The organism is Prevotella intermedia ATCC 25611 = DSM 20706, from assembly GCF_001953955.1.
GTDB classification, from domain to species: domain Bacteria; phylum Bacteroidota; class Bacteroidia; order Bacteroidales; family Bacteroidaceae; genus Prevotella; species Prevotella intermedia.
In genome coordinates this window covers 1,674,549-1,700,983 of the sequence record NZ_CP019300.1, presented here as the reverse complement: position 1 = coordinate 1,700,983, position 26,435 = coordinate 1,674,549, and the positions used below count along the sequence as shown (strand labels likewise).

15 protein-coding genes and 1 tRNA gene are annotated in these 26,435 nt (G+C 45.1%); 7 read left to right on the top strand and 9 right to left on the bottom strand.

All coding sequences use genetic code 11. The annotated features are described in order from the left end of the window. Positions 1 to 44: 44 nt before the first annotated feature. From BWX39_RS07290 to BWX39_RS07265, 6 genes are all read right to left on the bottom strand, one after another. Complete coding sequence (locus BWX39_RS07290; protein ID WP_028905106.1) at positions 45 to 1,166, bottom strand: DNA polymerase III subunit; 1,122 nt, start codon at positions 1,164 to 1,166, stop codon at positions 45 to 47. Positions 1,167 to 1,637: 471 nt separating this feature from the next. Beyond that, entirely contained in the window at positions 1,638 to 4,448 is a 2,811-nt protein-coding gene (locus tag BWX39_RS07285; RefSeq protein ID WP_028905105.1) for a M16 family metallopeptidase, read from the bottom strand. 66 nt (positions 4,449 to 4,514) lie between these two features. Beyond that, positions 4,515 to 5,738: a DUF4876 domain-containing protein gene (locus BWX39_RS07280; RefSeq protein WP_028905104.1), complete on the bottom strand. Its 1,224-nt coding sequence runs from the start codon at positions 5,736 to 5,738 to the stop codon at positions 4,515 to 4,517. A gap of 35 nt (positions 5,739 to 5,773) precedes the next feature. Further along, positions 5,774 to 7,282 (bottom strand): DUF6850 family outer membrane beta-barrel protein, encoded by a 1,509-nt coding sequence (locus tag BWX39_RS07275; protein WP_028905103.1) that lies wholly within the window; start codon positions 7,280 to 7,282, stop codon positions 5,774 to 5,776. Beyond that, positions 7,283 to 7,666, bottom strand: a complete 384-nt coding sequence (locus BWX39_RS07270) for a hypothetical protein (RefSeq protein WP_028905102.1) — start codon at positions 7,664 to 7,666, stop codon at positions 7,283 to 7,285. Continuing rightward, the gene (locus BWX39_RS07265; RefSeq protein ID WP_028905101.1) at positions 7,663 to 10,392 is read right to left on the bottom strand and encodes a TonB-dependent receptor; all 2,730 of its coding nucleotides are present in this window, start codon (positions 10,390 to 10,392) and stop codon (positions 7,663 to 7,665) included. Before BWX39_RS07265 ends, BWX39_RS07270 begins: the two co-directional genes overlap by 4 nt. A 648-nt stretch (positions 10,393 to 11,040) precedes the next feature. Between BWX39_RS07265 and BWX39_RS07260 the strand changes: the two genes are divergently transcribed. The 3 genes from BWX39_RS07260 to BWX39_RS12515 all read left to right on the top strand — a co-directional run bounded on the left by BWX39_RS07260 (position 11,041) and on the right by BWX39_RS12515 (position 18,565). Beyond that, entirely contained in the window at positions 11,041 to 13,443 is a 2,403-nt protein-coding gene (locus BWX39_RS07260; protein WP_244271467.1) for a ribosomal protein bL12, read from the top strand. Positions 13,444 to 13,659: 216 nt separating this feature from the next. Next, complete coding sequence (locus BWX39_RS07255) at positions 13,660 to 18,204, top strand: choice-of-anchor J domain-containing protein (RefSeq protein WP_028905100.1); 4,545 nt, start codon at positions 13,660 to 13,662, stop codon at positions 18,202 to 18,204. Positions 18,205 to 18,376: 172 nt separating this feature from the next. After that, positions 18,377 to 18,565 carry a hypothetical protein gene (locus BWX39_RS12515; protein WP_076123310.1) on the top strand — a complete coding sequence of 63 codons (189 nt, stop codon included), beginning with the start codon at positions 18,377 to 18,379 and terminating at the stop codon, positions 18,563 to 18,565. A gap of 57 nt (positions 18,566 to 18,622) precedes the next feature. Here the strand turns inward: BWX39_RS12515 and BWX39_RS07245 are convergent, their stop codons facing one another. Then, a complete protein-coding gene (locus BWX39_RS07245) occupies positions 18,623 to 20,524 on the bottom strand; it encodes a DEAD/DEAH box helicase (protein ID WP_028905099.1) in 1,902 nt (633 codons plus the stop codon). A gap of 312 nt (positions 20,525 to 20,836) precedes the next feature. Between BWX39_RS07245 and BWX39_RS07240 the strand changes: the two genes are divergently transcribed. From BWX39_RS07240 to BWX39_RS07225, 4 genes are all read left to right on the top strand, one after another. Then, positions 20,837 to 21,796 (top strand): type I phosphomannose isomerase catalytic subunit, encoded by a 960-nt coding sequence (locus tag BWX39_RS07240; RefSeq protein ID WP_028905098.1) that lies wholly within the window; start codon positions 20,837 to 20,839, stop codon positions 21,794 to 21,796. A gap of 60 nt (positions 21,797 to 21,856) precedes the next feature. After that, the gene (locus BWX39_RS07235) at positions 21,857 to 22,465 is read left to right on the top strand and encodes a thymidine kinase (protein ID WP_028905097.1); all 609 of its coding nucleotides are present in this window, start codon (positions 21,857 to 21,859) and stop codon (positions 22,463 to 22,465) included. Between the two features lie 36 nt (positions 22,466 to 22,501). Further along, positions 22,502 to 23,608 carry an AI-2E family transporter gene (locus BWX39_RS07230; RefSeq protein ID WP_028905096.1) on the top strand — a complete coding sequence of 369 codons (1,107 nt, stop codon included), beginning with the start codon at positions 22,502 to 22,504 and terminating at the stop codon, positions 23,606 to 23,608. 168 nt (positions 23,609 to 23,776) lie between these two features. Further along, positions 23,777 to 23,849: transfer RNA gene (locus BWX39_RS07225), tRNA-Lys, on the top strand. 440 nt (positions 23,850 to 24,289) lie between these two features. Here the strand turns inward: BWX39_RS07225 and BWX39_RS07220 are convergent. Together BWX39_RS07220 and BWX39_RS07215 are read right to left on the bottom strand one after the other, a co-directional pair. Further along, entirely contained in the window at positions 24,290 to 25,303 is a 1,014-nt protein-coding gene (locus BWX39_RS07220) for a hypothetical protein (RefSeq protein WP_028905095.1), read from the bottom strand. 14 nt (positions 25,304 to 25,317) lie between these two features. Then, positions 25,318 to 26,433, bottom strand: a complete 1,116-nt coding sequence (locus BWX39_RS07215) for a YncE family protein (RefSeq protein ID WP_036860368.1) — start codon at positions 26,431 to 26,433, stop codon at positions 25,318 to 25,320. Positions 26,434 to 26,435: the final 2 nt, after the last annotated feature.

The window sequence follows — 26,435 nt, the reverse complement described above, 5'->3', positions numbered from 1 at the left end:
GTTGTTTCCGCAAGGGTATATATATTGTTTGAAATGTGCAAATATTATTTTCTTAAAAGCAGAACTATCATTTTCAATGCCATATCGTAGAATACTATTTTGCCATTGGCATTTTGTCCGATGTCTCTGTGGCATTTTCCAAACAGTTCGTTTATCTCTATAATGTTTTTTTCGTTTATGAAGCGTGCGAAGTTCTTGGCAAACTCCTCTTCTTCCAGCGACATATAAACCAGTTCGGGATTGCGGAAGTTGAACATAAAGTTTTCTCTTACCTGCTGTTGGAAGTACACCAGCATACGCCTTTCTTTCTCTCTGCCAAATGCCGCCACTACTTCGCTCCAGCGTTTCAATGCCTTTATGTCCCGCATATAGCACGAACGCATAAGTTGCTGAAACAGTGTCAGAAACTCTTTTGCCTCGTTGTCGCTGCTCAGTTCCTCTATCGCATTCAGCCAACTGCCTCTCGCTCTTCTTGCTATGCGGTGGGCTACGTCGGCGTCCAGACCGCGTTGTGCAATCAATGCTTTTTCTATATCAGCGTCGTCTATGCGTTTTACATCAATGCGCTGTGTTCGGCTGACAATCGTTTCCAACAGTTTTTCGGGCTCTTCGCTCACCATTAGGAACACCGTTCCTTCGGTTGGCTCTTCCAAGAGCTTCAAAATCTTGTTTGCCGATGTCTGGTTCATTCGTTCGGGCAGCCATATTATCGAAACTTTATACCCTCCTTGGCTCGACTTTAGCGCAAGTTGTCTTGAAATGTTGTCGCTTTCCGCCCCCGTTATAATGGCTTGCTGTGTGGTTGCTCCCATTTCGTTCATCCATTTGCGAATGTTGAAATAGGTTCCTTCCATTATCATTTTGTGCCATTCCTTGGCAAAGTCGCTGCTTATGGGTTGGTATTCCGAACTCGTGTTTGGCAACTTTATGGTAGGGTAGGTGAAGTGTAGGTCGGGGTGTTCCCACTTCTTCAGCATAGCCTTTGTGCTTTCAGGCGATGCTGAAGACGTTTCGAGCAGGTAGCTTGCAAATGCCATTGCCAGAGCCATCTTGCCCGAACCATAAGGGCCACAAAAGAGTAGGGCGTGCGGAACGTGTTTGTCCGCTGCCATTTTCAGCAGTCGTTGCTTTGCCTCTTCTTGTCCTATAACTTCCGAAAAGTCCATTTCTTTCTCTTGTTGCTTAAATCTTTGAAAGTCTTCTGAAATTTCTTGTTCTTCCTACAAAAGCCTTTAGACCGCAAAGTTAATAAATAAAAACGAATAATATGTCGAAAAATGGAACTATTCGGCGAATGTTTCTGTTCCTGCATAGTTACTGTACGAAAAAGAGAGTATGCCGAAACAAACTTTTGGTATACTCTCTTTTTGTTTTCAATATGTTGGTTCAATGCACGTTTTACAGCTATTTTCTCCTTGTCAATACCAAGATTCTATGCTGTTCTTGCTGCACATCGGCAAATTATTTACACGTAAATAATTCTTTTTCTACGTGTAAGTAAATATTTCTTTACACGTAAATAAATATTTATTTACGTGTAAAGAAATTGGCAGAGAAATGTTTTTGTAGCGTAAATCGCTGTGAATGAAAATAATAGGGCTGCCTTTCGGTTTCGTGAAAAGCAGCCCTGTTCAGTCTTACTCTGGCATCATTGTTATTTCGATGCGGCGGTTGGACTTCAGCATATCTTTTGCAATCTGCTGTATGTCTTGCGCAGTAATTCCGTTCAGAAGGTCTTCATAACCTGTGTGGAAGTCTACGCCGTGTCGCAGATAGTTGTAAATAACATAGTCCCAATAGTTGTTCGTGATAGCATTCTGTTGGTATGCTTTCAGCAGGTATGTCTTTACTTTCGCCATACTCTCTGCCAACGGTCCATTGTTGGCAATGTTCTCTATCTGCCTGTAAACGATGGGCATCAGCATTTCGTATTTTGCAGGGTCGGTGCGGAAGCCTATCTTTATCAAGGTAGTAGGCTTTGAGTTCCTGTCGAGTTCGCTCTGCACGCTTACGCCATACGTTCCACCTTTCTCCTCGCGTATCGAATCGGTGTAAGCAATGGTCAGTACACGTTTGAAAACATCGAGTGCGAGGTCAGCCTTTGCCGTGTAAGGTTCGTCGAAAGTATAGAAAACGCTCACCAAGGTAGAAGGTGTGTTCATCTTCTTCTTGAAGGTATGCGTTTCGTTTGCGTCGCGCACCGCAGGGTAAGTGTCTTTTACTGTATCACGTTTCCCCTTTGACGGCAGTGTTGCAACATACTGACAGAGCAGTGGGCGTAGCTTTTCCATATCGATGTTGCCTACCAAGACCATTTTAAAGCCTGACGCATCGCTGAAGCGTTCATTGTAGATTTGCCAAATGCGGTCGTACGACACACGGTCGATGTTGCTTGTCTTAATGGATTGCAAACGTGGGTGGTTGCCGTAAAGAATAGCCGAAACCGAGTCGTTGTAAGCCACTTGTGGGTTGGCTTCGCGGTTTTTGAGGAACGAGCGCATAGTGGCAATGCTGCCTTTGAACTTTTCTGCATCTTTGCGAGGGGCAGTAAAGTAAAGGTAAGTGAGTTCCAAGAGTGTCTGCAAGTCCTTTACTGAGGAGTTGCCGTTGATGGCTTGCGTTTCGTAGCCGATACTTGGACTTATGCGAACCGATTTTCCGCTGAGCATTCGGCTAAGCTGGATGTTGTCGAACTTGCCCACTCCTGCATCGGTAATGGCACTTGTAAGCATGTGGAAATTCAGCGCATCGGTGTCGGGGTAGAGCGATGTGCCGCCTTCGCCGAAGAAACGCATGCTGATTTGGTCTTTTGCATAGTCCGTAGGCTTCACATAGACCTCTACGCCGTTGCTCAATACAAGTTTCTTTGCACCGAACTTGCCCCAGTTCTGCTCGCTCTTTATCTTGCCTTTCTTCGGCAGTTTGTCTATGAGTTCTTTTCCTGCAGACTCCTCCTTGTAAGGTTCGTACTTCTTTGCTTGCGCATCGAGCACATATTTCTCAAAGGTTTGTGCGTCGGCAATGGGGAAGTTGGGTTTGTCGGGCGCATATATCGTAAGCACTTGGTTCTTGTTTGAAACAAGCTCGGCAACCTCCTTGTTCACGTCGGTCAGCGTAACTTCCTTGTCGAACTGCTGCATCAGCCTGTAATCGTATTCGGCTGTCGTTATCGGTTCGCTTGCCAAGAAGTTTTGCAGTGCTGCCTTTACAAAGTAACGGTTGCGACGGTCGTTGCGTTCGGTGTATCTGCGTTCGGCTGCTTTCAGGAATCCTGCCTTTGCACGCTGCAATTCGCTTTCCGTGAAACCGTGCTGTCGGGCACGCTGTGTTTCGGCAATGGCAGCTTGGAACGAACCTTTCACGTTCTCTTGCAGGCAGCCGAACGAAAGCGAAAAGGCATCTTTCGTTTTTGAAATAAGGAATTGTCCTGCGCCCACCGATGCACTGTGGAAAGGTGGTGTGGCTTGTCTCTTAATGTCGGCAAGGCGACTGTTTATCATAGAGGTAACGAGTTCTGTTACATAACTCTTACGAGCAGTTGCCACAAGGTTCTTTTCGCTGTCGGGAGTGGCTTCCTGTTTCATGTAGAGATTTACGAGCATAATGGGTTGCTCGGTGTCTTTGTCGATGGCAACTATCATTTTGTCGTTGTTGGCAACGGGATAGTAAACTCTTTCGACAGGGTTTGTGGGCTTCGGAACGTCGGCAAATGTGCGGCGGATTTTCTGTTCCATCTTGTCCACATCAATGTCGCCCACCACGATAATGGCTTGCAAGTCGGGGCGATACCATTTCTGATAGTAGTCGCGCAGGTCTTTATAAGGGAAGTTGTCTACAATATCCATCGAGCCAATAGGCAGGCAATCCTCGTATTTCGTGCCTTTGTAGACTACGGGAAGCACACGTTCCATCATACGTTGCACAGCCATTCCAGCCCGACGTGTGCGCCATTCCTCGTGGATAACACCACGTTCTTTGTCTATTTCGTCGTCGTTGAGCAACAGGAAGTGGCTCCAGTCGTGCAGAATAAGCAAAGTAGAATCTACAATCCCCTCACGTTTTACAGGAACGGCAGATACATTGTAGACGGTTTGTTCTACGCTGGTGTAGGCGTTTAGGTTTGTTCCGAACTTCACACCGATGCTTTCGCACCAAGGCACAACGCCCAATGAGCTGCCTTTTCCTTGAAAGTTCTTTGTGCCATTGAACGCCATGTGTTCCAAGAAATGTGCCAAACCACGCTGGCGAGGCTCTTCCAGAATAGACCCAACACGCTGTGCGATGTAGAAATCAGCAAGGTTTGGTTCTTTAGAATTGTGGCGAATATAATAGGTAAGTCCGTTTTCCAGCTTACCCATTCTGTACGACTTGTCCGTCTCCATCGTCTGTGCCGATAGCGAAAGCGGCAGGAGGAGTGCGACAAACAGCTGTGAAAAAAGTTTGTTCATAATGTTTTTATAATGAAAAAAAGCTGTTGGAGAACGCTTTTCGCGCCTCCAACAGCTTAGAGAAATTTACTTGACGGTTGGTGTAGCCTTCGGTGTGAAGTCTTCGGTCGAGTTGTTGGTATCGGCATATTTGCCGTTTGCCACTTTGCGTACTACGGCTGTTCCAATACCGCTCTTGTCGTTTTTGTTGTCTGAACAATAAGTATAGCCCTTGTCGAGCAATATAGACATTACGCGCCATTGGTGGTCGTTGTCCTTGTAAGAGAGGTTTACAGCATCAATAATCCACGCATTTGGAACGAAGTAGGCTTTGGTTGTCATCAGCTTACCGTTGGTAGCGTAGTATTCTGCATCGTACGTATTGTTCTTTAGGAAGTCGTCTTTTGTGCTACGAATCTTAGCTATTGCATAGGCATTGTTGCCGTGCATGTTGAGAACGAAGAAAGACTGGGTATAGCAATACCACTTGTCGAGGTTCTTGACAGATGGGTTGTCCTCGTCCTTTACGCTTACCTTAGACTCATCGTAGAACTCAAAGTCAGCCTTGCTGAGGTCGAAAGAGGCACCGTTTACTGATTTATGGTCTTTTGCATTCAGTGCTATCAAAAGGCTTTCGCCTGGCTTTACAGGAACATCTTTTCCGCTTCCAGGTATCATATAAATGGCTTGTGCGGCAAAACCTTCGTTACGCAAGTCCTTCAGATACTTCTGTGGATTGTCGTTTCTGAAAGCTGACTCCATGATAATAATGCTGTCGGCATACAAAATCTGGTCGCTGTTGTTGGTAATCTTAAAGTATTGGTCTCTGTTGTATGGAGCACCGCCGTCTCTTGGTGAGCCACGGAAGAATATTTCAGAGATTACAAAGCCTTCTTTACCTGTGAAAACGTTGAACAAGAGCTTAACGGTGTTGCCTGATTGGTTATCAACAATCTCTACATTCTCGTTCGTAGCTTTCACCTGGGTGGTGGTTTGATTGCCGTCTGCCGTAAATTTGGCAGTTCCAACAGCCACTACCGAGTACGAACCTACGGGTACATTCTCTATGGTTGCTGTGTAACCGTTGTCTGTTTTCTTAATCTGCTGTGTTGTATAGGGTTGTGCAGACTTCTTGTTGATAAGTACAATCTGTGCATCGGTGAGCTCTCCGCCTTGGATTGTAAGCGGCATTTCAAGATTGATAACCACCGAAGAGGTTGCTGTTGGCTGGTCCTTGTCGTCTGAACAAGACACAAAATCAAGACACATAACTAAGAGCAGCATTGTGCTCATTAAAATTTTCTTTGTCATTTTCTTTCTATTTAATTGATTACTGAATAATTTATTTAGAACGTAAGCCCCATTGTAAGGCTCATCGTCGTTTGTTTTTTATGTTCTGACGTGAAGGTTGTTGCGCCTTGTAGTTCGGCAAACATACCATAACGTGGGTTGTTGAGCTTGTAGTCGGTGCGAAATCGGGCGTTGATATGCCCATAGCTGGCACGCTGCTGTATATAATTGTAGTTTACCATCTGCACAAAGAAGGGCTCCATATCGGTGTATGGCATATCAATGGTTGCATTTGCCTTTGCAAAATAAGTAGCCGTTAGTTGGCAATCGGTAAGCCAACGTTTGCCAATGTGCGACAACAACTGTGTGGTAGCTTCGGTGAAAATGTGCGAAAAGTTTATTTTTCTGCTCGGATAAACATATTTTGAGCGGTTGGAAATGTAGCCCAGTTTTGCTCCGATAGTCCATTGACTTCTTGAAAGAGCAGTAAACATGGCGCCTGCGTATGCCGTAGTGCGGTAATGCTTGTACATTGTGAGGTCTGCCAATACAGGATAAACACCTGCAACGGCATCGCCTGCAACGTGTTCGTCGCCGTGCTTGCAGTCGAAAGCGTAGTGCGCGAATGTTGCCCATTGGCTTTTTGCGCCCTTGTTTCTGTAGCCTGCGGTTATAGCTGCATTGTTGTTGTATAACGTTGTGAGCGGTAACGAGTTGTATTCGTTGCTGATACGTTTATAACGGCTGCTCTCTAATGTTATATCGCCATAGAAGCCACGTTGCGTAAGCGGTTGCGCCGAAAGCAGAAGTGTACTTCCACTACCCGTATAGTTTACATCGGAAGCAAAGCCAGAGAAGCGTTTGTAGTGCGTTCCCAACCCCGTCATCACGTATTGGGCTGCTCCTCCCTGTTCGTTGTATAGGTCTACATCGTTCGATTGTTTGTATATATTGCCCGAAAGAGATGCCCCCAGCTGGTAGTTGCCTGCGGTCTGATAGGCTGCACCAACTTTTATTGTAAGGTCGGAAACAATGCCACGCATACGCGGGTCGCGGTTTCTCCATTCTTGTTCGGCACGGAACAGCATCTCGGCACCTACGTTCCATTTGCCAATAGCTGTGGCGTAGCCTCCCGAAAAGGTGTATCTTTCGCCCTGTGTGTTGCCTCCTACGGTATCGGCAAGTACGTATGGAGCAAGCAAATCGTAGTCGGAAGTGGAGTTCCACCGTATGTTGGACGTTCTTTTGGTTGTATATGCTGCTTTACCCCACACTGTTGTATGGTTGGAAAGGCGAATATAGGCTGTGGTTTTGGCTTCTGCTGCCGAATGTCCGTCGCCTTTTTCAAGCAGCAAAGGGGCTGATGCGTGCGAGTAACAGGCTGTCAGCATAAGTTCGTTTTGTGTAAACCGAAAGGCAGTACCGTAGACAGCAGGGTTCTGCCAAGCTGTTCGACAAGGCAGATTCGCAATGGTTGCCCTCTCATAGCGTGCCGAATCTTGCGCGAAGGCAAGGTTGCCAGATGCTACACCTATTATAATATATAGCAGTCGGAGTATTCTCATTTAATCTGTAAATATGGGTTTCATTTCAAGAGTGTAGTCGTCGCTGTCGCCAAAGGCAATAAAATCGGTCTGACTGAGAAACGAACGTATGCGGGTTTGCTGCTTTTGGTTGGTGTATTGTATGCTGCCGTCTACACTAACCTGATAAGCACCACGCAGCAACTGCTGTTTAAGGGTGTTGCCATTGAAGTTTGTGGAAGTGATAACCTGCTTTGTGTTGAGGTTTCTTATGGTGGCGGTTGCCTGAACACGGTCTATTCGCAAAGTATCGCCACCGTTGATAACGATGGTAACCGAAGCCATATAGTCGTCGGTGCTATTGTGGCAGGCTGTTAAAGCTGTGCCGATGAGTGCAAGAAATATTATCTGAAGTACCTGTTTCATAATTTTGCATTGATTTCCAAGCCAAAATAAGGGCGCACGCTGCGTCTTATCTTGATGCCGTTTTGTTCGTAATCAGGGGTGTAGTCTAAGATTCTGTTGCAGAACATCGCAATGTTGAGGCGGTCGTTGAGCAACTTCTTCGTTACCTTTAAGTTCAAATTCATAGAAAAAGGTACGATATATTTTTTGTATTCAACTGCCGAGTGGTTGCGAACGAGAAAGCGCAGATACGTGTCGTTTGCATATTCCTTTTGCCAATCGTGTATCGTGCCGTCGGGCGAGATATATTGGTCGGGTTCGTTGCTTAACGGAAGTCGCTGTGTAGAGCTGAACCAAAGGCACTGAGCCGATAGCGAAAAGCCCAAACGGAGCTTTGGAATGTCGGTGTCGAACGTGAAATTGGTATTTGCCATTTCGTTTTTCACACCGTCGTTGTCGCGGTATAAGCCAACATACTGTATCTGTTTGTTGTCGATAACCGCTGAAGGACGGTAGGCAACGACCTGCGAATTGCGGTAAATGGTTCTGAACCATGCTCCGTTTACCGTAAGTCGGGTGTGCAACGACGGTATGCGGCGTGTGGCGAAGGTATATTCTACGCCTCGCTTTAACGTCTGACTGCCGTTGGTATATTCGTTTCGTCCAAACAATTCCTGCACCATGGTATAGGGTAGGGTAGCAACATCGGGTGCAGCCGTTATGCTGTTGGGGTCGATACCTGATGTGTCGTATTGCTTGAATGTGTAGGGACGGTAAACGGTGTTGCTGCGGAATCCCGACGTCATATTCTCTTTGAAGTAGGTAACAGAGAAGTTGTTGCCTGCTATATTTATGTCTGTGCCAAACTCCCACTTCAGATTGCGGGCTGGTTTCAATGCCTTGTTGGTGGCATCGATAACGAATGTGCGCACGTTGATGACCCTGTAATCGTTGTTGGGGTGGTAGTAGCTGAGCTGCACAATGTCTAAATAGCGTGGGTCGGGGTAGAGATACTCCATCGTTGGATTCTTCGTGTGCTGACCTACACCGCCTTGTACGCGGACGTTTGTTGCCCATTTACCTATCTTGAATTGCGGAAACGACCACCCAAGATTCATTCGTGGGTCGAAATACCAATGTCCGTGCATAGTGTAAGAAGTGGGCAGATTAAGCATTTGGCTCGCTCTGATACCTCCATTTAGTTCAAACGTGTGGCGTGCAAAGGGTATGCGCAGCTGCTCCTCAGCATAAACGGCAAGCGTACTCATGGCTGGAATAGTTGAAAGTTTGCGCTGTCGGACGGAAATACCTGTATAAGGTGGACGCAGAGGGTCGAATATCTGTCCGTCGCCATAGTTCTTATCCAGTGTCCAAGATGCACCAACAAGCAACGTATTGGCTATGATGGTAGATGGAACCTGCAGTTTTGCATTCAGCTGGGCAAATATATTGAGCGGCTTTCCGTCTACATCTTGGGTGCCATAATAGGTGTAGGGCAGAATGGGAACGTTGTATTCGCCTTCCTCAGTGGTAGTTACAGCAGGCGTCATTTGCGATAATTGCACCAAACGTGTGCGCGAAATGACATCGTGCTGATAACTTGAAGAGAGCGTAGCGTTTACAGACTTCAACCAGAGTTTGTGTTTGAATGCTACGTTGAGTGCCGTATTGAAGGCGAAACGGTTGTACTTCGATTTGTAAGTGTCTATTTTTCCTTTGTTCAAGTCAGGGTCTAACTTCTCACCGTCGAACGAACCGCCATAGTCGAAGTTGTTTGTCCACTTCAGCGTATAGTTGTTTTTTGTCCAAGTTGCGCCACTACGAGCCGAGAAAGTAACGCGCGAGTAACGCTCCAACGAATTGCGTGGGTCGCGATTGGCATCAAGATAGTCGGCACTAATGTTAAGTGTCCAACGCTTTCCGAACTCGAAACCCTTTGCCAAATAGAAGAGTTTGCTGCTCATATCGGCTTTTAAACGGGCACTCAGATTGCTGCCACCACGACGGCGTTCTATCTTTACAAGTCCCGTGGTAAGGTCGCCGTATTCCACGGAAGGAATACCACGCACTATTTCCACCTTTTCAATATCGTCGGTCGATATGGTTCTCATATCAATGCCCTTATTGGTAAAGTCGCGATTGGTAACAGGCGAGTCCCAAGCCCCTTTCATATACTGCATGTTGGCATTGTTCGAAACGGGTGCTCCGTCGATGACGAAACTGGTTCCAAGCGACGAAGTGGCATAGTTTGCACCACTGTTCGATGCCGCTTCGCGCAGCCGAATGCTGTTCGGGTTATTCAGCGATGGGTCGGCAGAACGTCCACCAGGCAGCAATTCCAACAAGTCGGAGAAGGTGGAAGGCTGCAAATGCTCCATAGCCTTCTTTCCAATGGTAGAGGCAGAAGCCAATCCGCGCGACTCTTGAGCCGTAACCACCACTTCTGCCAATGCGTTTGTGTCTTCTACTAAATAGTAGGTAGCATCTTTGGTAGCTTTTGCAACCAATGGCTTAAATCCGATATAGCTTATACGGATAGTTTTTCCATTTATGTTTTTCGCCGTAAAGCGTCCGTTCATATCGGTTATTGCCACTACATTCTTGGTTTCAGCAAGCGTAATGGAAGCCCCTATAACTGGTTGGTGTGTAAGGTTTTCCAAGACAAGTCCACCTGTTATATCTTGTGCAAAACCTATAATGGCGTGAAAAACAAATATAGAAAAAAGTATGTATCTTGTTCGCCTCATTTAGCATTTGACATTTGAAACTGCAAAAATAAGAAAATACAACGGTCTGGGCAATACTCAAAAATGGGTAAATTGTTGTAGTATAAAATAAGAGTTATGGCAGTATGTATTGCTGTTTATATTAATGAAAAAAGGCGGAAGATGTGTAAATATTTTTCACAAGAATAACTATTGTCTAATTGTTTGTTTATCAATGTATTATAAAACCTATTGTTTTGCGTTCTAAAAGCGTAGGTTTTGCACGGTAAAAGCGGCTGTTTTGGTCGGTAAAACCTACGCTTTTGCAATGTCAAAACGCAGTTATCACTTTTTAACAGAATTATCTTTACAAAATAAAAGCGAAAACTCCCCTTTATTCCATTAAGGGAATAGCATTTTTTAAAGACGATTTAGGCTTTTCCATTTAAAGATAATCCCACAGATGTTCTTGTGTTATTAGGCTTTTTTTCAGACTGCAATAAAGAATAAGAAAAGTATTGGTTTTTGTTGTTTCTTTCAATAATAGTCCTATACTTTTGCACAAATTAAAAAAAAAGGTTATATTTGCAACCAGATAGCTAAACAATTAATTAATTAATCAAAATGCCCCTGCCTCGGTAAGGCGTTTCCCTTTACGCAAAGGGATTATGGAGAGGCGCGTTTAGAACAATGAAAAACAATTTACTTAGGAACATGTATGCGGCTGTGGTCGCACTGTTCGTTACTGCTTTCGTTCTGCCACAGCACGTGCAGGCAGAAAACTACAATCTTCTGATTGGCGGAAAGCGAGTAACTTCTGAGAACTGTGGCGACTTGACAGCCATAGACGGTGTGAAGGGTAAGGCGAACTACGACCCTGAAACGAACACGCTCACGCTCGACAATGCTACTATTACCACTACAGCGGAGAAGGCTGCTGGCGTTGGTCTTTGGAACTCTATCAAGGATTTGAAAGTAGTCCTCATCGGCGAGAATGCCATTACTTCAGAGAAGAGTGGTGGTATGGTTAATTACGAAAAACTTACTTTCACAGGTAAGGGCAAGCTTACCATAACTGGAGCAATGTCGGGTAATGAAGACTATTGCTATGGTATCCTTAACCCAAGTACTGTTACTGTGGACGGTTGTACTTTGGAAATCAGTGGTGGTGTGAATGGTATCACCAGTGGTCGTTGGAAGTTCAACAAGTGTAACGTGCGCGTTAAGGGTAACGGAACAACCAAGGACGAATACAAGGGCAGTATGGGTAGATTAGGATATGTTCCTGAATTTACCGACTGTAAAATCACTGCTCCTGTGGGTGCAGAATGGAAAGAGCTTAAAAAGAGTGGTTACACTTTCCAATCTCTCTTTGCAAACGGCAAGGTCGTAACCGATTGGGTAACTATCAAACCTAATGCTGCGCCAGAAAACTATAATATTCTGATTTGTGGTCAGCGTGTAACTTCTGAGAACTGTGGCGATTTGACAGCCATAGAAGGTGTGAAAGGTAAGGCTGCTTTTGACCCAGCAACAAACACACTCACTCTTGAAAATGCTACTATCGCCACTACAGCAGATAAAGCTGCTGGTCTGTGGACATCTGTCAAAGATATGACCATTAAGCTTATCGGTGATAACACCATCAGTTCAGAAAAGAGAGGTGGTATGGTTAATTATGATAAACTTACTTTCACAGGTACTGGTAAGCTCAAGATAACTGGTGCAACGTCAGGTAATGAAGATTATTGCTATGGCTTCCTCAACCCAGGTACTGTTACTGTAGACGGTTGTACTTTGGAAATTAGCGGTGGTGTGAATGGTATCACCAGTGGTCGTTGGAAGTTCAATAAGTGCAACGTGCGTATCCAGGGTGGTGGCACAACTAAGGACGAATTTAAGGGTAGCATCGGTAGAGTTTCGTATATTCCTGAATTTACCGACTGTAAAATCGTTACTCCAGAAGGTACAGAATGGAAGAAGCTTGATAAGAGCGGCTATATTTACTACTCTCTCTTTGCAAACGGCAAGGTTGTAACCGATTGGGTAACTATCAAACCTAACACTACACCAGAGAACTATAACATTCTGATTGGTGGAAAGAAGATTACTTCTGAAAACTGTGGAGATTTGACAGCCATAGAAGGTGTAAAGGGTAAGGCTGCTTATGACCCTGCAACAAATACACTCACTTTCGACAATGCTACAATTACCACCACTGCAGAGAAGGCTGCTGGCGTTGGTCTTTGGACATCTGTCAAAGGTTTGACAATTAAGCTCATCGGTGAAAATACCATCACTTCAGAAAAGAGCGGTGGTATGGTTAATTATGAAAAACTTACTTTCACTGGCGCAGGCAAGCTTACAATAAATGGTGCGATGTCAGGTAATGAAGACTACTGCTATGGTATTCTCAACCCTGGTACTATTACTGTGGACGGTTGTTCTTTGGAAATTAGCGGTGGTGTGAATGGTATCACCAGTGGCCGTTGGAAATTCAACAAATGTAACGTGCGCGTTAAGGGTAATGGAACAGAAAAGGACGAGTACAAAGGTAGTATGGGTAGATTAGGATATGTTCCTGAATTTACTGACTGTAAAATCGTATCTCCTGAAGGTACAGAGTGGAAGGAACTCAAGAAAGGTAGCTATACTTTCCAATCTCTCTTTGGTTCAAACGGCAAGGTCGTAACCGATTGGGTAACTATCCAACCTAACGATGCACCAGAAACCTACGACTTGGTATTGGAATCTTATGGCAACAACTTAATTGCAGTAACCAAGATTGTGAAAGAGCTCACAGGTCTAACTTTGATAAAGGCTAAAGAGCTTGTTGAGAGTGCTCCATGTATCATAAAGGAAAACATGTCGCAGGAAGAAGCTAAAGAAGCGAGAGACAAATTGCTCGCAGCAGGTGCTACTGCTAGCATTCACTTGCACGGTACATGGAAACCATCTGGTATCAACGTTCAGACAGTAGACACAGCAGCTAAGGTTATCTATACCTTGCAAGGCGTTCGTCTCAATACCAAGTTCGAAAACTTGCCAGCTGGTGTTTACATCGTAAACGGAAAGAAAGTGTTGAAGAAGTAAAACCTTTCGCAATCAACGAATAGGCATTGCTCTATTCCACGAGTGGTATGCAAAGATAAGCCACGAGTGGTAATTATATAAGGCATATTCTAAAATAATCTTGTATGGTTTTCCATAACAGAGAAGTTTTAGAGTATGCCTTAAAATTTCTTTTAGAGGATTTAATGAAAGTACTTTATCTCTTGCATTAATACAAATCTATCATTTTAACATTATATGAAAAAAGCACTTACTACTATCATTTTATCAGCAGTGGGTCTGTTTACTTCAACAGTCAGTGTGGCACAAAAAGCCCATAGATTGACGAAACCAAACCCAACACAGTCTGAAAGGCTGCCGATGCGCCTTACTCCATTGGGGAAATCAATCGTCCGCAAGGCGTCTAATGGGGCACCGAGAGCCATCGACCCCTCTGTTACGCTTTGGGGTAACGCTACTATTAACGGGGAATGGGGCTATTATTCTTTCCATCCTCAAAGTACAGGGGGCAAGATAAGCTTTACCCAACTGGGGAAGCAAGCCCAACGCATTGCCAAAAACGGTGTACAGATAGCCGACGGCAAACTGTATACGGTAGATTTCCAACGTTATGGCGTGGGAAGTGGAGAACTAACGCTTTATACCTACGACCTCTCCACGTGGGAAGGTAGCGGAAAGAATTATAATGATTTCTCGCTTGCGGCATTGGAAACAGCACAGGCAAAAGACGGTACGGTGTATGGAGAATTCTACAACAGTACTGCCAGCAATCAACAATACGAGTTGGGTACAGTAGACTACCGCATACGCAAACGTACTGCGTTTGGAACGACCACGCGTAAGTATGTGGCTATGGGCGTAACATCTGATAATCGCCTTTATGGTATAGCTTCAGATGGTATTCTTTATAAAATCTCTACAACCGATGGCGTAGAAACTAAAATTGGTTCAACTGGTATTGAACTAACAGACGATTGGGGAGGCCCTTACTTCCAAACGGGAGAAATAGATCCAAAGGATAATACTTTTTATTGGTATGCGCAAGACAAGGACTATAACACTGCTCTCTACACGGTTGATTTGACTACAGGTGCTGTTACAAAAATAGCCGATACCAATATCACGCTGTATGGTATGGCGATAGCTCCTGCTCCAGCCGATAGTGACGCACCTGCTGCTGTATCTCAGTTGGCAGTAACATTCAACGGAACAAGCTTTAATGGTACTGTGAGTTTTACTTTGCCCACTAAGACAGTCGGAGGAGATAATCTGCACGGGAATGTTGATTATGTTATTACAGCCAATGGAACTCAATTGGCTACGGGCACAGCTCAATCTGGTGCAGCTATCAGCAAACCTGTTCAGTTATCAAATAGTGGCGAATACAGCTTTGTGGTTATTGCATCAAACTCTGCAGGAACATCGCCAGCAACTACCGTCAAGCAATGGATTGGATTTGATGAGCCAGAAACAGTAGGCAATCCTACAGCAACATTGGCAAATGGTGTGGTAACAATAACATGGACTGAACCTACGGCAGGCATTCATCATGGTACACTTGGCACTCTGACCTATGATGTAATACGCATACAAGGGCGCGACACCACAAATGTGGCGATAGGCATTAGCAGCACATCATGCACCGATGATGTCTCAGCAGCGCAACAGGCAAGCTATATATATGCGGTCAGAGCAATCAGTGGCGATGTAAAGGGCAGCCGCTGGGCTAACACTGCTCCCGTGGTAGCAGGTTCAGCTATAGAACCTGACTGGAGTTATAGATTTGAAGGAGCGTCTGCTTTGTCAATGTTCAAAGTAATTGATGCAAACAACGACAAGTTCACATGGTGGTGTAACGGAGTGTTGGGTTATGGTGCCATGAGCCATCAAACGCACGCTACAATAGCCAGCGACGACTGGCTTGTAACGCCTCCTATACATCTAACATCAGACCGTGTTTACACAGTAGCGTTTAAAGTGCGTAATATAATGGACACGCATAGAAACACGCTCGAGGTAAAGTGGGGAAAGGGAAACAATCCTGAACAACTGACAAACACCTTAATAAAGACTTTCACTCCTGACTTTTCAGAAACCAACGGACAGTGGCAAGTATGCACTGCTGATATTATTCCCGATGCAAACGGCAACTTCTATATTGGTTTCCACGATAATACCAGTGCCAAAGACAAGTATCAGATAGCTGTAGACAGCATTACTATTACCAAAACCGCATACGCTGCGGCTCCCGATTCGGTAAAATCGCTGACAATTACCCCTGCACAAAAAGGTGTACTACAAGCAACCGTCAGCTTTATCACTCCGAGTGTCAGCCTCAACGGGGCGATGTTGAACCGCGTAGACAGCTTTGTTGTAAGCAGAGATGGAATGCAGGTAGCCCGCCTTGACGCATCAACGCCAGGCACACGAGTGGAATGGACAGACAAAGACGTTCCGGCAGGTGGCTTCCACACCTATACCATTGCGCCTTTCCTTGATGGGCATATCGGACGCAAGTCTGCAGGCAGGGCATTTATAGGACTAGACCGTCCTCATAATCCTACGGGCATTGTGTTTACGGACGAAGGAACGAAGCTGAAAGCAGTGTGGGACACCTTTAAATCAACGGGAGCCAACGGTGGATATTTCGACCCAGAAGGTGTCAGCGTAACGTTCTTTGCACTTGAGAAGGGCGAGTTCGGATACGAGTTGAGCGACTCGCTGACGACAAGCAACCCTGGCGAAACAAGCACAACTATACCTTTTGACCCTAACAAAACCACAATGGAAGACGGAAAGACTCAAACCTTGGCGTGGTTTGCCGTCAGAGCCAACGGCGACGGTGGGCAGAGCGACTATGTTACTGCTCGTGGAGTGGTAGTAGGTCCGTGCATTCCGCTACCTTTCAAAGAGAGTATGAAGGGCGGACAGTTAGACAATGGTTTTGCTTCCTTGTTAGGCAACGAACAATACAACAGTCGTAAAACGGCAGCTGCGTGGCGTGTAGTTCCCGATGCTGCTTCTGATAACGACGGCGGTAGCCTCGTTTGGGCAAACTATGTTGAAGAATATGCTGGAAAAGATGTAGAGTTTACCATACAAAAGGGTGATGAAACTTCGGTCAATATGCCGAAGGTTGCTCTTTCAGGGGCTACAAATCCTAAATTATTCTTCGACCTTTACTCTTTGATAGGCAACGAAGCCACACTGAAAGTATTGGTGCAGACACCCGATGGCAAAGACCATACAGCAGCACAGTATGACCTTAGCAAGACAACAAAGAACGGCTGGGAACGTCAGACGGTTGATTTGAGTGCCTACGCAAAAGAACGATACATCATTGTGAAGTTCGATGGAGTAGCCGAAGGTTCTAAAGTGTTTATTGGAGTAGACAATATAAACATTATCAACCAGCTCGAACGTAACCTCGCAGCAGTAAGCATCGAGGCACCAGAAAGCGTTGTGGCAGGCAAGAAGGGAACAGTTAAAATGGTTGTGAAGAATCTTGGAGCTGCAACGGTAAGCAGATACTTTGCCCTTCTCTACATAAATGGCAACCAGTGCGATGCAGTTAGCAGACTCAAAGAGCTTTCTCCGATGGCAACCGATACAATATCTTTGAAGCTACCTGTTGCTATCAACGAGCAGGCTACATCGTTACAGGTGAAAGCCATGATAATATACGATGGTGATATGCAGCTCACCGATAACGAAACAGAAACCAAAACAGTCAAGGTTGTACCTTCGCCATACGGCAGAATAAATGACCTTAAGGCAGAGGTAGTTGCTGATAACAAGGTCGTGCTCACTTGGGGATGCCCTGTATTGCCAGAACCCGAACGAATCGACGATGGTTTTGAAGGCTATGCTCCGTTCGCAAAGAATATGACGCCTTGGACGATGGTTGATGGCGATAAGGGTATGGCAGGCGCATTACAGCCCTCTTCAACATTCCCTGGACAGGGAGAACCTTTCGCCTTTACTGCTTTCAACCCTAATTGGTGGATTGAAGATATGACAAACGTGAATCCAGGACTGGCTCCTCACGGTGGCAACCAATATGCTGCAGCTGTTTATGGATACGATTCAAATCGTAAATTCGTAGCACAAAACAACTGGCTCATCTCTCCACGATTGTCTGGCAGAAAGCAGGAAGTAACGTTCTATGTGATGAACATCGCCACTCGCACAGGCGATACGAGTTATGCTGAGCACTTCGATATTCTTTATTCGACAGAAGGTGCCGACACTGCCAATTTCGTTAAGATAAAGAGCGAAAAGGCAGATGGAACCATTGCCTACAACGAAAGTGCCAACTGGAAATACATTACCGTTGAGGTTCCAGAAGGTGCAAAGTATTTTGCCATTCATCATAACACGCCTAAGGGCAAATCTTATATCTTCGGCGTCGATGATGTAAGCTACGAACAGGTGTCAACAGGTGCTGACGATGATATAACAGAATACGTTATCTATCGAGACGGAAAGAAGATTGCCAGCGTAAAAGGCAACCAACAGACTTATACCAACAGTCGTGTATCGGGCGACCACGTGTACAATGTTACCGTCGTGTACACATCTAAGGACGGCGAGGTTAATGAGTCGGGCTTCTCTAACGATGCCTCTACCAGTGCAACTTCCGTTAATTCGGTCGAGGAAACTCCTTCGTCATACGATATAACGAACATCAACGGCGTCAGAGTACGTACGGGTGCCAAAGACAAGAATGGTCTGAAGCGTGGCGTATATATCATTAATGGCAAGAAATGCGTGGTAAAATAAACGTGTTTTACAAGCTAACTTGTAATTTGATTTAACAAGCACAGAGCTGTAAAACAAGTTTCAAGTACAAAAGAGAGTGCTGCTTTCACATTGTGGAAGTAGCACTCTTTGTTGGTAAATATACCACCTTTATGAACGAAAACGATGTAAATATTTTTCGCAAGTATGACTATTGTGTAACTCATTATACATCAACGTATTACAAAACCTATTGTTTTGCGCTCCAAAAGCGGCTGTTTTGCACGGTAAAAGCGTAGGTTTTGCATCGCAAAAGAGCCGCTTTCGCAACGTCAAAGCGCAGTTATCACTTTTTAAGAGAATTATTTTTACAAAGTTAGACCGAAGAACCCTTACGATTTAGATAAAAAAAAGACACCTCAAGCAAATGGGGTGTCTTTTGTGTTATTGTGGAGTAAAGTTACTTCTTCTTTGGTTTTCTTCTTGCCCAACCTTCTTCCGAGAAATCTGGAATCTCGCCTTTTAACTTGGTATCGTGCTGGAAGAATTGTCGCCAATCGCCTGTTGTAGGTGTTTCTTGCTGTGGACGAGCGTTGCGCTTCGGCTTGCTGCTGCGTTCCTTACGGTTGCTGTTAGAACGGCGGTTGTTGGTTTCGTCATCGTTTCGCTTGCCTCGACGTTCGCCATTGCTGCGACTACCACGGCCGTGTCCGCCTTCTTCGGCATCGTTGCAACGCACTTCACGCTTTTTGTAGGTGGTTCCATTAAGGGCTTTCATCACCTTGTTGGCATCTTTTTCGGGAACTTCTATGTAAGAGAATTTGCCGAGCAAATCGATGTGTCCCACTTCTTGACGACCGTGTACGTTCTTGTTTATGAACTGCATTACCTCACCAGGGTAGAACCCATCGTCTTTTCCAAGGTTGATGAACAAACGCTTGTAGCCTGCTTCAGGGGTGCGTGGGGCTTTTCGGGTGCGCTCGCCACGACTGCTGCGGCTGCCGCGTTCGCCTTCTCGGTCGCTGCGCTTGCCCGATGGTTTTTCTATTTCGGGAGCATTGGCGTAGTATTCCAAGAAGCGATTGAAAGTCATACTGATGATTTTCTTTATAATATCTTCCTTGTCGATATACTCGAAATGGCGGTAAATGTCCTTTAGGAACGGCTCAATCTCCTCTTCGTTCACGTCTACTTTCAGAATTTGGTCCATCACTTTGTAGAGTTGTTTGCTGCAAATATCCTTTGCTGCAGGCAGCGTACCGTCTACAAACTCCTTCTGAATGATTTTCTCGATAGCCTTTACCTTGTAGCGTTCGCGTGTGTGGATAATCGAAATAGACGTGCCCTTCTTGCCTGCACGACCTGTACGACCGCTTCGGTGGGTGTAGCTTTCAATATCGTCGGGCAATCCGTAGTTGATGACGTGGGTCAAATCGTCTACGTCCAATCCACGAGCGGCAACGTCGGTAGCCACGAGGAATTGCACATTGTGCTGGCGGAACTTCTGCATTGTCAGGTCGCGCTGCTGCTGACTGAGGTCGCCGTGCAAGGCTTCTGCATTGTATCCGTCGCGAATCAGCTTGTCGGCAATCTCTTGTGTCTCCACCTTCGTGCGACAGAAGATAATCGCAAATATGCTTGGGTAGTAGTCTACGATGCGTTTCAGTGCCAAATACTTGTCCTTTGCGTGTACCATATAATATATATGGTTCACCTTTTCGGCTCCTTCGTTGCGGCTACCCACTACTATTTCCTTGTAATCGTGTAGATAGCTTTTGGCAATCTTCTCTATTTCACGGCTCATTGTAGCAGAGAACAACAGCGTGTTGCGGTCTGACGGAACGCCCTCGAATATGGCATTGATGCTTTCAGAGAAGCCCATATTCAGCATTTCGTCAGCTTCGTCGAGCACAACGTTGTTCACAGTGTCGAGCTTAGCTACGCCTCGCTTCATCAAGTCGATAAGACGACCGGGGGTAGCCACGATGATTTGCGCTCCCTTACGAAGTTGGCGACTTTGCATTTCGATAGATGCACCACCGTAAACTGCTGCAACGTGAAGTCCGTCGATGTATTTAGAGAAATCGGAAAGGTCGTCGGCAATCTGCAGACAGAGTTCGCGTGTCGGACTGAGAATAAGTGCCTGGGTTTCTTTCTGCGTTGGGTCTACTTTCTGCAAGACTGGTATTCCGTATGCTGCGGTCTTACCTGTACCCGTCTGTGCGAGTGCTATTACGTCGTTACCATTGCCCAACAAATAAGGGATAACTGCTTCCTGAACTGGCATCGGTTGTTCAAAACCGAGCTCTTCAATAGCGCGGCGAATCTCTTCGCTAACGCCTAATTCTTCAAATGTTTTCAAACTGTTTCTTTTTTATGAAAGTCTGAACAGACCATACAATTAAAGACAATGCCATCTAAACACACCGTAGCGATGTGTTTCAACCTAAATGTCAGAAACTTTAAATGCTATAACCCACTCAAACTTTTGTCTATTATTACTCGTTCACCCAATCGGTTGTCAGCCAGCCATAATAGACAACACTCTGTTTGAACGGTGCAAAGGTACTGAAAATATTTGATATACAATGTTTCTACTCGTTTATTATGATTTTTTTGTGCAAAAGTTGTATCTTTGCACCTTACTGATAAACGAAGAATAACCTATTAAAGAATGGAAATAATAAAGTTTCGCCCTATATTGAAACAAGTCTTGTGGGGCGGTAATAAGATAATACCTTTCAAGCAACTCGACGCCGATATGGAACAAGTAGGCGAGAGTTGGGAGGTTTCTGGCGTGAAAGACAACGAGAGCATTGTTGCCAATGGACAATACGAAGGTATGAAACTCAACGACTTGGTGGCTTTGTTGAAGGGCGACCTTGTGGGAAAAGAGAACTATGAGCGTTTCGGCAACGAGTTTCCGCTGCTCATAAAGTTCATAGATGCCAGCAAGCAACTGTCCATACAAGTACACCCCAACGACGAACAAGCAAAGGCAAAAGGGCTGAAGCGTGGTAAGACGGAGATGTGGTATATTATGGAAAGTGCGCCTGATGCAACCTTATTGAGTGGACTAAAACGTACTATTACGCCCGAAGAATACAAGGCGATGGTGGAAAACGACACCATTACCGACGTACTGTGCGAATATAGAGTGGGCGAGGGCGATGTCTTTTATCTGCCTGCAGGGCGCATTCACTCTATAGGAGCGGGCACTTTTTTGGCTGAAATACAAGAAACGAGCGACATAACCTATCGTATTTACGATTTTAAACGCAAAGATAAAGACGGAAATTATCGGCAATTGCATACCGAAGCAGCAGCGGAATGTATTGATTATAGCGTTGAGAACGATTATCGGACAAAGTACGAAGCCCGCAAGAACGAAGGCGTGGAGTTGGCACAGTGTGCACATTTCGCGACATCGGTTTACGACCTCGACGAGCCAATGTTGCTCGATTACAGCGAACTCGACTCGTTTGTCGTGCTGATAGCGTTGTCTGGTGAGTGTACGCTTAGCACTGGCGATGCCGAAACGCAACTGCGAGCAGGCGAAACCGTGCTTTTGCCAGCTACAACACAGACATTGAACGTATCGGGAACGGTAAAATTCTTGGAAACTTTCGTTTAACAACCTTTCAGAAACACGAATATCGATTTATCGGATAATTTATCTATATTTGCAACAATTATGGTAGCAATAGACAATTTAAATGGCGAAAGACGCCGCCAGGGACGTATTGAAGTTATTTGCGGTAGTATGTTCTCTGGCAAAACCGAAGAGCTAATCCGCAGAATGAAGCGTGCTAAATTTGCAAAACAGAAGGTTGAGATATTCAAACCTGCCATCGACGTGCGCTATTCGGAAGAAGATGTAGTGAGCCACGACCAAAACGCCATTCGTTCTACGCCTATTAATTCATCGGGAAACATATTGCTGCTGGCTTCCGATATAGAAGTTGTCGGCATCGATGAGGCGCAATTCTTGGACGAAGGACTTGTTGATATTTGCAACCAATTGGCAAACAATGGCGTCAGAGTAATCGTAGCAGGACTTGATATGGACTTTAAAGGTGTGCCGTTTGGCCCTATTCCTTCCCTTTGTGCCATTGCCGACCAAGTTACAAAGGTGCATGCCATCTGCGTGAAGTGCGGTGCACTCGCCTATGCGAGCCATCGCTTGGTAGACAACGACCACCGTGTAATGCTCGGCGAACAGATGGAATACGAGCCCTTGTGCAGGGAATGCTACCAAAAAGCATTGGCAGAGGAGACGCAGCGGAAGCAGTCCAACCCTTGAGAAGATTTATTCAGATAACTTAATAAGGAAGAAAATATGTTTGATGAGAAGATTACTTTCGACAAATTCATACGCTGGTTCTTGGTAGCGGTTTTGGTATTTGCCGTGCTTTATGTTGTAAATTATCTTAGCCACGTATTGTTGCCATTCTTCGTAGCATGGTTTCTTGCCTACCTGCTCGACCCTGTCGTGAAGTTCGTGCAGTACAAACTGAAAGTCAAGATACGAGCAATAGCCGTCATTATCACAATGTTGCTGGTGGTAGCGGTTATTACTGGCGTTGTCTACACCATTGTTCCGCCAATGATAGACCAAGCAGAGAAACTCAGTGTTGTGGCAAACAAATATGTGCAGCGTACTACAAGTGGCAACAGCATTACGAATATGGTTCGTGAATGGATACAAGAGTATCAGCCACAGATACACCGTTACCTCAACAGTACCGAGTTTACAGAAACTGTAAAGAACTCCATACCCAAGTTCTTCTCGTTCTTGGGGCAGACGGCAAGCGTGGTTATAAGCATCATAGCATCGTTCATCACCTTATTATATTTATTCTTTATATTGCTCGACTACGAGTTTCTGGTTAAGAACTTCATTAGGATTTTCCCACAGAAGCATCGCCCTTTCTGGACAGACTTGATGCAAGATGTAGCAGCAGAACTGAATAATTACATTCGTGGACAAGGCTTGGTGGCACTCACTATGGGCATTTTGTTCTGCATCGGGTTTACCATTATCGACTTTCCAATTGCTATTGGTATGGGCATATTGATTGGTGTGCTGACTTTAATCCCCTATATGCACGCATTGGCATTTATTCCGATGGCATTCCTGTCGCTGCTCAAGGCTGCCGATACGGGGCAGAACTTCTGGGTGGTGTTTGGAACTGCAACGCTTGTTTTTGCTATTATCCAAGTGCTTTGCGACTTGGTAGTAACGCCAAAGATAATGGGAAAGGCTATGAACCTCAACCCAGCAATCTTGCTGCTTTCGCTTTCTGTGTGGGGAGCACTGTTAGGTTTCATAGGCTTGATAATTGCCTTGCCATTAACAACCCTCATCATTGCTTACTGGAAACGCTACGTAACAAAAGAGGAAGAGGTGGAAACAGAAACGAGTGCCGAGAGTTCGCAAGGATAAAGCTGTATTGCAGTGTTTCACATAGCCTTGATACTTGTTTGTTTGCAAGTAGCAGCCGTTCTGCAAAGTGGCAAACTTATAAAAATGAATAAAAATTTTGCGAATAATTTGGCTGTGTCGAAAAAAAACAGTACCTTTGCACTCGCTTTTGAAAAGAAAGTTTGGTAAGATTCGCTAGCTCAGTTGGTAGAGCACAACACTTTTAATGTTGGGGTCATGGGTTCGAGCCCCATGCGAATCACAAGGAGGATTTCGGTAACGAAATCCTCCTTTTTGTTTATACCCAATTTGGCTTTTGTTGCATACGAAACATAACTGAACTTCATTAGAATAACTGTAAAGATTTTTCACAAGCATATCTCTTGTGTAACTGATTTATTGTCAGCGCATTACAAAACCTATTGTTTTGCGTTCTAAAAGCGTAGGTTTTGCACGGTAAAAGCGGCTGTTTTGCATTGCAAAACCTACGCTTTCGCAACGTCAAAGCGCAGTTATCATTTTTTAAGGTAATTATCTTTACAAAATTGAATCTGTTTTCTCAGTTTCTTGTACGAGTAGGAAAGGAAATCAATACCATTTAGGGTATCGAAAATTCTCGCATTTGCACGAAAGCAGAAACAAAAAAAGAGGAAAGGCAAGCTGCCGTTTCCTCTTCATTGTATAAGTTGTTTTATGCTTGTTTTACTTCACTAAAACCTTTCTTACTTTGCCGTTTGCCAACTTCACGATGTTCAGTCCGCGTTGCAATTCCTTTATTTGCTTGCCTTCAATGGTGTAAATAGCCATTACGGTTGTTTCCTCGTTTGAATTGAGTGGTGCATCTATCTTGTCAGCAGTAGGGTGCAAGTCTTCCGCACCTTTTACTTCAGTAGAAAGTTCTCCCACCCAGTTTGGCTTAGGGCATTGGTCGTTTACGGCACAATATACACGCACGAATTCTATCTGGTCTAACTTAACAGGCTTTCTGTTGGCATCTACTGCATTCTCTATGTTAAAGCCTTCGGTCTTATCGTTAGGCAGATTGTCTACATAGCCATAGCGCAAAGCATTCTGTACCCACCAACCTTGACTGTTGAAATAACTGTTTTTGGGCAGCAACGTGCCTTTAAATGTGAGCGGTTTGTTTATCCAAAGTGGGTAATATTCTTGGAAATGACCATAGTCGCCGCCCACTCTCTGAACTGCTCCGCTATGGCCTTGGTTGTCGGTCCAAGGTATTGGCTGCATCGGGTTTGGCGTATAGGTGATTTCGTAATTGTATATCACCTTGCCTACACTGTCTACATCGGCACTTCCCGACAGTTCGTACCACGTGTCGTCGGGCTTTCCGTTGCCGTTTTCGTCCTTCATTACCATTACTATTCCTGGCTCTGAACTACCGTCAAAAGCATTGCCGTAGACAACGAAATCGGGCGCACCCTCAACGTTTATCACAGGGTGGTCGAAGTGAAAGGTGATGTAACCACCGTAAGCACCTAACGTAACAACACCTTTTTGCTTTTCGCCTGCAAGTTCTTTTGTGCAGGCTTGTGCTGCCGTTTCGGGCGTATCGTTCTCACTAAGTTTAGGCAACTCGTTTACAAATTGTCCTGGTGCGGGCACATACTCGTCTACTGCCTTTATGTAAGGCGAGTTCTGAGCAAATCCAAGTGCCGATAATGACACGAATGCCATTGATAAATAAAATCTTCTCATTGTGTATATACTTTTTAGTTTCTTAATAAAAAGCACCCGTGCCCCGGTATATCGCCCGTGAGCGTGTGCCATTTGTAATTTCCATATTTATCGAAACAGAATAGTTTTCCGCTTGAAACATAGTTGGTTGCGTCCATTACATAGATGTCGCCGGTAATGGGGTGGATTATCAAACCGTAGGCAATCTTTATCGGAGTCTTCTCTGGTACCTTCAGGAAGTTGCTGTTCACTACCTTGTGGGTGCGTATATCTACCACCTTGAATATGGGTTTGCCCTGCTGGTTGGTATAAGAAACAAGCGAATCGCCTATCATATCGAAGCCGTCTATCTTTATATTCAGCACATCTTCCACCTTGTCGTTGTCCATAACATAGAGGTTTGAAGGTGTTTGGTCGTAGTCGCCACGCGACGAAACCCACAATTTACCGTATTTATCGCTGCGAAGTCGGAACAGATTGACGCCTACATCAATGGTTTTCGTAACCTTGAAGGTGTTTAAATCAATCACGCTCACGGTGCGGTCGTAGCCCAACGACGACATTCCGTTGTAGCCTCCGCTGTTGGCAACGTATATTTTGCCATCTTGCACTACAAGTTCTTCGGGCTGATAACCCACCGTGCACTTGTCTACAACCTTCAATGTGGCGGTGTCTACTTTATAAACGGCACCCAAAACGCTCTTTTCGCTTATCTTTCCTACATATGAGCTGACGTAGGCATACTTTCCTTGAAATGCCAAATAGCGACAGTTGGGAATGTCTACGTGCCCCCTGCTTACCGCAGTGTGGGCATTGGCAACTTCAACCTTGTTCGATTGGTTGATAACAATCCACAAACTGTTTCCGTAAATCTGAACATCGTTGCCCACATCGCCCAGTTCCTTGATTTGATTGGGGTTGCGCGAAGGGTAAATATTGCGATAATACTTTCCTGAATCTAAGTCCAAGAAGTCTAATGTTGCCTTGTTGGAACCCATATTGCCCTCGTTCAAGATGTAAAGACCTGCATATTTCGTGTGCGTTACTTCGCCGATGTTATGCTCGGAAGGGTAAATAATGGTATCGTCTTCGCGGCAAGAAGCTACTAAAAGAACCACCAGTAAACCGTAAATAATATGTTTTAGCTTCATCA

Excerpts from the sequence above, each read along its gene's own strand:
- BWX39_RS07255 (WP_028905100.1), top strand. The coding sequence starts at position 13,660 with ATGAAAAAAGCACTTACTACTATCATTTTATCAGCAGTGGGTCTGTTT.
- BWX39_RS07290 (WP_028905106.1), bottom strand. The coding sequence starts at position 1,166 with ATGGACTTTTCGGAAGTTATAGGACAAGAAGAGGCAAAGCAACGACTG.
- BWX39_RS07220 (WP_028905095.1), bottom strand. The coding sequence starts at position 25,303 with ATGAGAAGATTTTATTTATCAATGGCATTCGTGTCATTATCGGCACTT.
- BWX39_RS07240 (WP_028905098.1), top strand. The coding sequence starts at position 20,837 with ATGGAAATAATAAAGTTTCGCCCTATATTGAAACAAGTCTTGTGGGGC.
- BWX39_RS07260 (WP_244271467.1), top strand. The coding sequence starts at position 11,041 with ATGAAAAACAATTTACTTAGGAACATGTATGCGGCTGTGGTCGCACTG.
- BWX39_RS07230 (WP_028905096.1), top strand. The coding sequence starts at position 22,502 with ATGTTTGATGAGAAGATTACTTTCGACAAATTCATACGCTGGTTCTTG.
- BWX39_RS07285 (WP_028905105.1), bottom strand. The coding sequence starts at position 4,448 with ATGAACAAACTTTTTTCACAGCTGTTTGTCGCACTCCTCCTGCCGCTT.
- BWX39_RS07275 (WP_028905103.1), bottom strand. The coding sequence starts at position 7,282 with ATGAGAATACTCCGACTGCTATATATTATAATAGGTGTAGCATCTGGC.
- BWX39_RS07265 (WP_028905101.1), bottom strand. The coding sequence starts at position 10,392 with ATGAGGCGAACAAGATACATACTTTTTTCTATATTTGTTTTTCACGCC.
- BWX39_RS07235 (WP_028905097.1), top strand. The coding sequence starts at position 21,857 with ATGGTAGCAATAGACAATTTAAATGGCGAAAGACGCCGCCAGGGACGT.
- BWX39_RS07270 (WP_028905102.1), bottom strand. The coding sequence starts at position 7,666 with ATGAAACAGGTACTTCAGATAATATTTCTTGCACTCATCGGCACAGCT.
- BWX39_RS07215 (WP_036860368.1), bottom strand. The coding sequence starts at position 26,433 with ATGAAGCTAAAACATATTATTTACGGTTTACTGGTGGTTCTTTTAGTA.
- BWX39_RS07280 (WP_028905104.1), bottom strand. The coding sequence starts at position 5,738 with ATGACAAAGAAAATTTTAATGAGCACAATGCTGCTCTTAGTTATGTGT.